General features: G+C 47.3%; 9 protein-coding genes and 2 rRNA genes. 7 read left to right on the forward strand and 4 right to left on the reverse strand.

What is annotated here, in order from left to right:
* The first annotated feature begins 238 nt into the window (after window positions 1–238).
* Both ACR2PX_RS29210 and ACR2PX_RS29215 read left to right on the forward strand, forming a co-directional pair.
* Window positions 239–1870, forward strand: coding sequence for a hypothetical protein (locus tag ACR2PX_RS29210; RefSeq protein ID WP_434002871.1), 1632 nt, complete (start codon window positions 239–241; stop codon window positions 1868–1870).
* A 60-nt stretch (window positions 1871–1930) separates the two neighbouring features.
* Complete coding sequence (locus tag ACR2PX_RS29215; protein WP_434002872.1) at window positions 1931–2416, forward strand: NUDIX hydrolase; 486 nt, start codon at window positions 1931–1933, stop codon at window positions 2414–2416.
* 35 nt (window positions 2417–2451) lie between these two features.
* Here the strand turns inward: ACR2PX_RS29215 and ACR2PX_RS29220 are convergent, their stop codons facing one another.
* Window positions 2452–3621, reverse strand: coding sequence for an NADAR family protein (locus ACR2PX_RS29220; RefSeq protein ID WP_434002873.1), 1170 nt, complete (start codon window positions 3619–3621; stop codon window positions 2452–2454).
* A gap of 73 nt (window positions 3622–3694) precedes the next feature.
* Window positions 3695–4477: an AraC family transcriptional regulator gene (locus ACR2PX_RS29225; RefSeq protein WP_434002874.1), complete on the reverse strand. Its 783-nt coding sequence runs from the start codon at window positions 4475–4477 to the stop codon at window positions 3695–3697.
* 149 nt (window positions 4478–4626) lie between these two features.
* Here ACR2PX_RS29225 and ACR2PX_RS29230 point away from each other — a divergent pair, with 149 nt between their 5' ends.
* The 5 genes from ACR2PX_RS29230 to ACR2PX_RS29250 all read left to right on the forward strand — a co-directional run bounded on the left by ACR2PX_RS29230 (window position 4627) and on the right by ACR2PX_RS29250 (window position 9208).
* Window positions 4627–5529, forward strand: a complete 903-nt coding sequence (locus tag ACR2PX_RS29230; protein WP_434002875.1) for a DMT family transporter — start codon at window positions 4627–4629, stop codon at window positions 5527–5529.
* A 139-nt stretch (window positions 5530–5668) separates the two neighbouring features.
* Window positions 5669–6619, forward strand: coding sequence for a 23S rRNA (adenine(1618)-N(6))-methyltransferase RlmF (rlmF, locus tag ACR2PX_RS29235; RefSeq protein WP_434002876.1), 951 nt, complete (start codon window positions 5669–5671; stop codon window positions 6617–6619).
* Window positions 6620–6847: 228 nt separating this feature from the next.
* Window positions 6848–8143, forward strand: coding sequence for an aromatic ring-hydroxylating oxygenase subunit alpha (locus ACR2PX_RS29240; RefSeq protein WP_434002877.1), 1296 nt, complete (start codon window positions 6848–6850; stop codon window positions 8141–8143).
* Window positions 8144–8261: 118 nt separating this feature from the next.
* Entirely contained in the window at window positions 8262–8816 is a 555-nt protein-coding gene (locus ACR2PX_RS29245) for a helix-turn-helix domain-containing protein (protein ID WP_434002878.1), read from the forward strand.
* A 20-nt stretch (window positions 8817–8836) separates the two neighbouring features.
* The gene (locus ACR2PX_RS29250) at window positions 8837–9208 is read left to right on the forward strand and encodes a hypothetical protein (RefSeq protein WP_434002879.1); all 372 of its coding nucleotides are present in this window, start codon (window positions 8837–8839) and stop codon (window positions 9206–9208) included.
* A gap of 93 nt (window positions 9209–9301) precedes the next feature.
* Here the strand turns inward: ACR2PX_RS29250 and rrf are convergent.
* Window positions 9302–9417 (reverse strand): 5S ribosomal RNA (gene rrf / locus ACR2PX_RS29255).
* 170 nt (window positions 9418–9587) lie between these two features.
* Window positions 9588–9989: ribosomal RNA gene (locus ACR2PX_RS29260) — 23S ribosomal RNA — on the reverse strand; the annotation flags it as partial.

Genomic DNA, 9989 nt, shown 5'->3' on the forward strand with positions numbered 1-9989 from the left:
TGTATTGTGAAAGGGTGCATCGTGCGGTAGTCGGGCGAGTAGTACTTCTCATTTTCATCCCTGATAAACAATCATTTGGGTCAATTATCAAATTTCGGAACACGCTGTCAATGCGTAAGTCCTAAACCTGCCTAAGGAAGTAGAACAGGACTCTACTAAGCCTCCATCTTTATCCAGAAGGGGCAGCTTTCGACTATCCCGTAAAGCACCCAAAGAAGCATCACCGGAGCTGGCCAGAGTGCAGCCTCCAACATTACTGGATTCACACGAATACGTGATGCTTTGCCACATGTTATGTGGACGCCTGACAGAGGACAAACTGGACGATATCCCCACAGAGGCCCTTGAACGCATTACCCGTCAGGCGCTGCTGGATCTTGATTACATGAGACATCAAGTTTTAAAAGCGTTGAAGCACCTGAAAAAGATTGATCCAGAATATCGGGCCATTGCCGCAGAAAAGCTGGAGGGTCAGCTGAAAGCTTATGAATGGCTTGAAGAACCTTTTAAAGAATGTCTCGAACTCTTTGAGCAGGGTAAATATCGGAAAATCAATTACTCAATCGCCAAAAAAATGGGAGAAGAAGCCGAACCCTTTGAATTAAGTGTGACAGCTTACGACAAGCGCATAGCTCTGATTGAACACTGGCACATGCTGCTGAGATTCATGGAGGAATGGCGAATTACTATGCCTTCTATCGCCGAGCTGGTTGATAAGAAATTTACAAACTTGAAAGTATCAATGCCCAATCTGAGGACATATGGCCGAAAAGGAGCGCTGTCTAACCAGGCAAAGCTTGAACAACTTACTCTTGATATCACTCAAATGCAGGATAACTGGCAGGTCATCTCAAGCCTTGCTTCAATGAAAGCCATGCCTAACTTCTGGCCAACCAATCCCTATGACCAGCATTCCGTCTGCCTCCCCCACGAAACCAAACCATTGCCCTCTTGCCATGATTTGAAGAGCTTTCTGCCACGTGGAGAAGATGCTGTAGCCGCCAGAAAAGAAAGCGCCTGGTTACCCGTTGCTCCCGAAAGAAAAGAAGAAAGCACCAGAACCTTCTGTTTTGCGACTAAAAAAGGCGCTGAAATACGATCGAAAGGCCTGCAAATGCGCGAACAGTCTTTATGGAAGCACAAACTCGGAGCGGACTTACAGAATCCTGTCGTTTATATGGAAATCATCAACCCCAGACCCGACCAGTATTTTTCGTTTCAACCTGTTGCCACCCATGCTTACAGCACCAACTGTACTGGAGCCCTTAAAGAGCTAAATACCCTATCAAGACAGGTCAATAGCCTTAAGTTCTCGACGATGGATGGCACACAAATGACGGCTGTGCATATAAAAGAGCTGTCGAAGCATCTACAAACCCTGGAAAAAAACATGAAGCGCTGGGAAAGACATATACCATCCCTCCAGGAAATCATGGATCAGGTCTACTATTTCCACCCCTTACTGGATGGTGGCAAAGTCTTGGTCAGAATAGTGAAAGACCCTCAAAAGAGTTTGTCGACTGCCAGTAAAAAGTTCACCGATTTTATCAGAGATAAAAAGTCACAATCTGGCGCATCACCGCTTCCCTCTCCTGTATTAAGAAGACGGGAAAGTGAAAGACAGTTAACCCAGAGGACCTCTCCTGTAATACCTCGTCTGACAGGACGTTCCAGCTCCTGCCCGGAATTACCTCCTATTCCTCATTTTGTTCCCACTTTGTGGGTTCTTACACCTTCTCCGGTCAGCAGTAAGGCTCCCAGCAGTGTCGGCAGTGATTCTCCTCACAGGGATTTGAGCCCTGAACCTGCTCCTGTCTCAACGGAAAAAACGTCCGAAGACACCGACTCCCAGGAAAGGCTCACGCTTTAACAACCCCTTATAAATAAAATCCTGGTAGTTTATTCTCTATTGAGGATGGGAATACACAGGATGAATCCGTTGAAAGAATGGATAACCATTGCGGCTTTGCTGCTCTTGACTGGTTGCAAGGCAGATACACAGACGGCCAGCTGCCCTTACCAGGATCGACAGGAAACCCCCGCCAATGCTGGCTGTCTCATGACTCACGATGGAAAAGTGGCCATTGTAACCCAGAGATTAAGCGGCCAGTACAACCTGCCAGGAGGCGCCTCTGACAACAGCGAAACCTCAAGCTGCACAGCAATGAGAGAAACGGAAGAGGAAACCGGTCATCAAGTCACCGTAGAAGAGCTGCTAAAAGAATTCGACAATGGCTTTCGCCTCTATGCCTGTACCAGCAATGAACCGACAAAAGCCTTCACGCCTGCTAATACCTTTGAGATCTCATCCGTGCAATGGTTAAATTCAGAACAGATTAATCCGGATCAATGGCGGTTTCCCAAACACTTTGAAAAACAAATGGAACTGATTCAACAGCAGATGGCCAATGAATGACCATTGTCGCTTATTGGCCTGAATAACGTTCATTATCAGGGTTTAAGAGTGCCCGCTTTTAGCTCGTCCCGAACCTGCATCAATATACAACCCAGATAGTTATGGCCACGTCCGTCACTGCCAATACCCCAGTTCCAATCTTTAGGGGCATTTTCATACAACAGCTTGTCTCCTGTTCCAGACAAGCTGTTTCTGAATTTTTTATCCTGCTCTGCTTTGGCTCTGACAGCTTTCAACATGGCATTCATCTTTTCCCCTCCATGCCAGGCGCCGGCATTCTCCCATTCCTGTTGTCTGGCATTGGCATAATCCAGCGCAGCTCTGGGTCCAGGCAACTGGCTGATAATCTGTCGATGAGGACTGTCTGCAGGAAATTTGCAGGCCTGAAAATAATGTTCTGTTGTAGGCCAGGTTAATTTTTCTGCTTTTAATGCCCGGTCAGGTTGATAAAAATTGGTAAATTCGTAGTACTTTTCACCCCGGTTATAAAACTTAACGTTGGGTAAGTGCTGACATTGAAGGTATTGAGTATCTCTATGATAATCCTGCCAACTTTTGATCGGGTGGGTAGGTGAGCTGGGCGCTGCAGATGAAACACGGGACCTTCCACTTTCTTGACAGTATTGGTTTGGATCAAAATCACTGCAGGCTGTCGCTACATTGGAATGGTAACCAAACTCCTGATACAGCGTCTGTAACACCTTTGGTACGATATCCATGACCTGCGCTAAGGGCAAATCAGCAATAGCAGCCCCTACCTTTCGGTTGATCGAGTCAACTACTTGTCGAGGGTCCTCTGTTTCTTTCGTCTGTCTTGAATTCTGTATGAAAGCCAAGCGAATACGGTCAAATACATAAGCTTCAGTGGAACGGGCTTCATCCAGAAATGTCTGAAGATTTTCCCAGGTCATCATGGCGGGGGTATCAATGGGATTAACGGCTCTTTCGCTCAGTTGATAGAGACCTGAATTGCCCGTCAATTCTGAATGAATATCAACGGTTTCCTGCATCAGCTTTTGCTGTTCTTCTGCCTTGACGCAGCGTCTATAACCAAACAGAGACCAGAATCGGCCAAGCCACTCTTTCTCTCTGCCCGCAACCAGCTTACAGTCCTGAGCATCCGTCCGGGCCCCTATTTTCTCAGAGCCATAACAGGTCATCTGTTTGAGTTGCTCAGACAACTGATCAATTCTCTCACTTAACATGCCCTGTCCCCTGGAAGAATATAGGTATCATCCAGATATCTTTCGGCATCCGTGATACGGGCTGAAGAGGATGTTATTTCAGTAGATCAGCGCTGTAACGAGCAGGAGTAACCCCCATCTGGCGTTTGAACATGGCGATAAAGCTGGAAGATGTGCTGTATCCCAGAGAAAGGGCTATTTGCTCGACTGTCACCCCATCAGCCAGCATTTCTATGGATTTCACCAGTCGTAAACGCTGCCGCCATTCCCGAAACGACATACCCAGTTCTTTATAGCAGCGCCTTGAGAGGGTTCGCTCAGTACTGAATACTTTCTGAGCCCACATAAGCAGACTGTCGTTATTTCCAGGACACTGTTGAATAGCTTCCAGTACCTGCCGCAGTTTTTCGTCCTCAGCCATGGGCAAATAGGTTTCGATGGGAGGTATTCGATAGAAGTGATCCAGCACTACCAGTGCCTGACGTTTATCTTCCTCGGTATCCGTATAGGAGACACCTCTGTTGATAAAGTCCAGTATGAGCGACTCAATCACAGCATTGGTGGGGATCACAGCAGGCTGATCAGATAATGCACCGCAATATTCCAGAGCAATATAGATAGAGTGAAATTTCACCGCTTCTCTCTGGTAGCTGGAATGATCCATTTCAGGGGGAATCCAAATGGCATAATGGGGCGGAGATATAAACTTTCGGCCTCCTATTTCCAGCTCCATAACACCGGTGCGCACACTGGTCATTTGCCCACAACAATGGCGGTGTAAACCCACCGATGAGTGCTCTGGAAAGTCATCATGCCTGATACAGACAGGATTGGGTTGTCTCTCCAGATTCAGAGGTTTGATATCTTGGGTAGGCATAAGGTGTATTGGTTACAGCTGTCCGGTTCGCAATACTTCTTGTCTGCAAACAACTATATCACAGTGAAAAATGCCGCAGATAATACGCTCCCGACTCCCGCCGGCTTTATGATTTTCCGGCTCTAGCTGTAAGGAGCACCGCAAACGTTATGAAACTGTTCTATTACCTTTTCCCTCTCTCGGCAGTCATTATCTGGTCTGGCAATAATGTAGTGGGCAAAATAGCTGCTTCGGAAATTGCTCCGGAATCGATCAGCTTTTACCGATGGGCCCTTGCAGCCCTGATACTGACCCCTTTCTGCTACAAAGCCACCAGAAGGCATTGGGCAGTCATCAAGCAACACAAGCTGAAGCTGTTTATTCTGACTTTGCTGGGCATGGTGGTCTATCAGTCACTGAGTTACGTAGCAGCCCATTCTATTCCTGCCACCAACATTGGCATCATTCTGGCTCTTACACCGTTGCTCACTGTGTTAATCAGCGTTCCTGTGTTTGGCATTACCATCACCTGGGGAATAGTGACCGGTGTCCTGATCTCTTTTTATGGCGTCATTTTCTTCGTGTCTGGAGGACATCCGACCGCCCTGCTCAATGGTTTTGGGAAAGGTGAAATCCTGATGCTGGTCGCAACCCTCTCTTACGCTCTTTATGGCGTGATGGTGAAATACTGGAAAATTCCGTTGCCTACCTGGGTTTTTATCTACGTTCAGGGCACTATCGCTGCAATTACGCTGTTTCCGTTTTTTTTACTGGGCTCAACCGATCCCATCACCAGCAGCAGCGCCCCCTTGATTATCTACGCCGGACTACTGGCTTCTATTCTGGCACCGGCTTTATGGGTTATCGCTCTCGATAAACTGAGTGCACACAATACGGCCATTTTCATGAACCTGATGCCTGTTTTCACCACATCGATCGCTGTCGTATTTCTTTCTGAGGATTTGTTTGGCTATCACTACCTGGGGGGAGGGCTGATACTGGCGGGGGTCATTCTCTCCCAGATGTGGCATACACCTTTAAAAAGCTCCACGCTCAAAGCAGTCACTTCGTAAATGCCTGACTGTTTTTTGAATCTGGCCGGTTCAACTCAGCTGGCCAGACTTTGCATTAAGTCCATCTCAGCATGCATTGTTAGAGTTTGCTCTCAAAACTCGCTAATATTCGCCCCCACCTTCCAGATTGGCCATCACTATGTCCGGGAAACGACCCGCTGCTCAATTACATCCGCGTAATCGTCACCAGGGACGTTATGATTTTGATCAGCTCTGCTCTTCTCACCCTGAACTCAAACGGTTCGTGACACTCAATCCTAAAGGGCAAAAAACAATAGACTTTGCTAATCCTGAAGCGGTGGCCTGTCTTAACCAGGCGTTGCTTAAGCATTTCTATAAAGTTCAGTACTGGTCGATTCCCGAAGGCTATCTCTGCCCCCCCATCCCAGGGCGGGCAGACTATGTCCACACTGCGGCTGACTTACTGGGTTCACTGAACCTGGGACAGGAAACGGTGCAGGTTCTGGATATTGGTACTGGAGCCAATCTTATTTACCCGATTATCGGCAGTCAGGCTTACGGCTGGCATTTTGTAGCCAGTGATATCGATAAGGTCTCTGTAGAATCCGCCAGAGCGATCGTCGCAAGCAACAAAAATCTTTCCGGTAAAATCCGCATCGAACATCAACACGACAAAAACAGTCTATTTAGGCACATCATTCAACCCTCTGACCAGTTTGCTCTGACTTTGTGTAACCCACCTTTCCATGCTTCTAAAAAAGAAGCCGAAGCAGGCACTCAACGAAAGTGGAAGAACCTGAAATTCTCCGGTGCCAAGCGTGGGAGAAACGCCATCACATCCGATAAGAAAGCACTTAACTTTGGCGGTCAGGCCAATGAGCTCTGGTGCGAAGGTGGAGAAATTAAATTTCTGAAAGATATGATCAAGGAAAGTGCCAGCTTCTCAAGACAAGTGTTCTGGTTCACTACGTTGGTTTCCAAAAAAGACAATATCCCCCCGCTAAGGAAGTTGTTGACTGAAGTCGGCGCCAAACAGGTGAAAGTTAAACAAATGAGTCAGGGGCAGAAAATCAGCCATATGCTGGCCTGGAGTTTTATGACAAAGGAAGAGCATAAGATAGCTGGCTGAAGTTTCCTCAAACACCCTGACGCTCACCTTTTACACTTCCTTAAAAGCACTTTCCATGACATGAAAAGGCGGCTGAAAAACCGTCTTTTTTATTTGAATAAATAAAAGTGTCCCAAACCCCGAAGATCAACCTGAAACCCAATTCTCTCTTGACCCAGTCTGGTTTCAATCGCATAAATGAAACACCATTGTTCCATTATAAATATTATTCACGCTGGGGATTGTACGATGAGTCATTTACAAGTTGGTCTAAAGCCCACAGAAGCCAAGCAATTATTACCTGTAGAAGCCTATACATCAGAAGACTGGTTCAAACGTGAGCAGAAAGAATTATTCAGTAAAGTCTGGACCTTCGCCTGTACAAAAGATGACGTGCAAAACCCCGGTGATTACAAGACTGTTCTAGTGGGTCTGTATCCCATGGTTGTCATCCACGGCCATGATGGCGAAATCAGAGCATTCCACAACATCTGTCGCCATCGTGGCTCCCAGCTTCTGGAAGACGGCAGTGGGAATATTAAGCGAACAATGATCTGTGCCTATCATCGCTGGGCCTATAACACGGATGGCTCTCTACGTGGTGTTCCGCAAGAGAAATCTCTCTTTGGTGAGCACGGAGTTAACAAATGCGAGCATTCCATCAAACGAGGTGCTCTGGGTAATTATCGAAATCTGATTTTTATCAATCCCCAGGAACACCCCGAAGAAAGCTTTTCTGATTATCTATCGGATTTGCCAGATAACAGCTGGCCGGCCAAAACCGAGAACTTGATGACGGTGGCCCGCTTCAACTGGACCATGAAATGCAACTGGAAGGTCTTTGTTGAAAATGCCCAGGACGGCTATCACCTGATGCACCTGCATAAAAACACTTTGGGTGGCCCCGGAGTTGATGGCCAAACCTGGCGACCACTTGGGCGTCACTGGAACTGGCAGGGGCTGAACCCAATCATGAGTGAAGAAGCCATTGCCGAAGCCACCAGGAAAATGTCTACGGGACAGAAAGTCAAAGCATCACTGTCTGCCCTCATGGGTGACTGGCAGCCACTGGAAGGTACTGACCTTTCTACCTACGGGGGTGAAGTTTTCGGCTTTTTCCCGACATTCCTGATCCAGCCATTGATCGACAATGTTGGCTTTGCAAAGTTAACGCCCATCTCGCCCACTGAAACCTTCTTCGAAGGCTGGATCATGATGGCTCCGTTCATAAATGAACGTGAACGCAAAGCCAGATTGAAAACACTCCTGAACTTTGCACCTATGCCTGAAGTGCAGTTTGATGAGAATGGAATGGCCAATGGTGGGGAGCCTATTACTCTGGAAAATTTCCCGGTCCACCCTCTAGAGTCTGGAAACTTCCATGCAGAAGATGTCTGGCAGGTTGAAATGGTTCAAAAGGCCATGGCCTCTCCTGCTTTTGAAGTGGGGCCATTGAGTAACGGAGAAGGGGAAACCGCTCTGACTTATTTCCAGCAGAATGTTCTGGATTATGTCCCCCAACAAAAGAAAACTGAATCAGCATAACCTCATACGCTATCAGACAGTCCTGACTTAGCAGTGACTGTCTTTAGTCTTTCTGAACCTTGTATTTTATTCTCTTTACTGGAATTCTTCTCATTGTCGTATAAATAGCCTGATCGCTATGAGCCAACAGAACGAACATAACAACTTTAAAATCACCAGCCTGGTACCAGAAGAAGCGCTCATCGAATCTCTTCCTGCTCATTGGCGCTCAAGATTTGAAAAAGCGCTTTCGCTGATTCACAACAATCTTGTAGCACCACTAAATTGGCCTGAAATAGCAGAACACTGCCATATTTCACCCAAGCATTTCCTGCATATGTTCCGGGTCGTTTTTAATGAAACCCCGGGGCAGTACCAATGCCGGATGAGATTGAAACAGTCGGTGTATTACCTGATTACTGACTCAGACTTAACTGTAAAGGAAATTGCTATTGAGTCGGGTTTTTCTTCTTCTCAGGCTCTGGCAAAAGCTTTAAAGCGGGAGTTGGATATGTCAGCTTCTGAGATACGCCATCAGCGCTACGACATGGAGGATAACTTTGCCAGTAAACTGGAGACTTTATTAGGGCATCCAGGCAGGCAGCCTAAAAGCCCTCTTGAAGCGTCACTGGCCAATAGTCTCTGCTTCTCAAAAGTTATACATTCTGAAAGGCATTTTTTATCACAGAAATAAACGTCAATGAGGTCCATAGTTTGGAAGCGGCCTGGGATGAAATGGCAACAGAAACTTCTGATACCCAGATCTTATTATCTACCTGGCAGGACACTCTGGAAAGCTATCAAGGCCAAAAGTCCTTTACAGGGTTTGCTTGTGATCCTCGGCTTGCAAACAAGACCCTTCCTGCAGGAATATTCCTGGAATGTCGGGTTCGATACAACGATCTATCTGGCTACTACTCAGCCTGGAATGCAGTGCATAACTTTTTCTCTGACAACCACTTAATCCCTGACAGACAAGCCCCTATTCTTGAAATTATTCACAATCCCTTTACCGATGAACGCACAGTCGATATGAGCATTGAAGTCTATGTTGATGACCAACTCTCACCTGGGCTCGTACCCTAAACAGTCCACACGGCATGGGTGATGTGATTCTTTTTCTTTTCAGCACACAATAAAAAAGCCCGTAGATTTATCTACGGGCTTTCTATATTCAATGCCTGGCGATGACCTACTCTCACATGGGGAAACCCCACACTACCATCGGCGATGGCCCGTTTCACTACTGAGTTCGGGATGGGATCAGGTGGTTCCGGGTCTCTATGTTCGTCAGGCAATTCTGCCGGGCACGTGTCGCCACACACCCGATAAAACTGTCAACAATCTCAGATCAAGCCTGCTCTACTCACACCGCGCTCTCGCGCTGTCGTAACACGTGCCATTTCAAACACGTCTACCTGTCTTTTGTGTAGCAACCCAGCCACCATAATCTCCCTTGGAGTATATGGCCAAGCCGCACGGGCAATTAGTACCGGTTAGCTTAACGCCTCACAGCGCTTCCACACCCGGCCTATCAACGTTGTAGTCTTCAACGGCCCTTCAGGGGGATCAAGTCCCCAGAGAGATCTCATCTTGGAAGAGGCTTCCCGCTTAGATGCTTTCAGCGGTTATCCCGTCCGAACATAGCTACCGGGCAATGCCACTGGCGTGACAACCCGAACACCAGAGGTTCGTCCACTTCGGTCCTCTCGTACTAGAAGCAGCTTTCCTCAAATCTCTAACGCCCACGGCAGATAGGGACCGAACTGTCTCACGACGTTCTAAACCCAGCTCGCGTACCACTTTAAATGGCGAACAGCCATACCCTTGGGACCGGCTTCAGCCCCAGGATGTGATGAGCCGACAT

Origin of the sequence: Endozoicomonas sp. (assembly GCF_051008435.1) — a bacterium.
Lineage (GTDB): Bacteria > Pseudomonadota > Gammaproteobacteria > Pseudomonadales > Endozoicomonadaceae > Endozoicomonas_A.